Source organism: Rhodococcus sp. R1101, assembly GCF_000278445.1.
Lineage (GTDB): Bacteria > Actinomycetota > Actinomycetes > Mycobacteriales > Mycobacteriaceae > Rhodococcus > Rhodococcus gordoniae.
In genome coordinates this window covers 1-364 of the sequence record NZ_AJVB01000973.1, presented here as the reverse complement: position 1 = coordinate 364, position 364 = coordinate 1, and the positions used below count along the sequence as shown (strand labels likewise).

Here is a 364-nt window from a genome sequence, read left to right as displayed (position 1 = left end):
CCGCTATCCGTGAGTCGAGTCACCACGGGCGGTGCGGCGACGATCAGCGCTGCCGTAGCGGACACCGACAACGCGAACCCGACATCGACGGCGAGATCCGGCATCAGCACGAGCAACACGCCGACCGCCGCACACAGGGCGGGAAGTGCCTGTCGCTCACGGCCCGTCACGAATGCCAGCAGACCGATCGATCCCATCGCCGCAGCACGCACCACGCTCGCCGACGGACGGACCACGACGACGAACGCGACGAGAGCCGTTGCGGCGAGAACGGTCCCGGAACGCGGACCGAGTCCCACCGCGCGCACGAGCAGCAGCACCGCTCCGAGCACGACTCCGACATTGGCGCCCGATACGGCCGTCA

General features: G+C 69.2%; 1 protein-coding gene. It reads right to left on the bottom strand.

Translation table 11 applies throughout. The features are described 5' to 3' along the window. Positions 1-364 (bottom strand): ComEC/Rec2 family competence protein (locus R1101_RS29145; protein ID WP_016935882.1); only part of this gene is annotated, 364 nt, incomplete at both ends.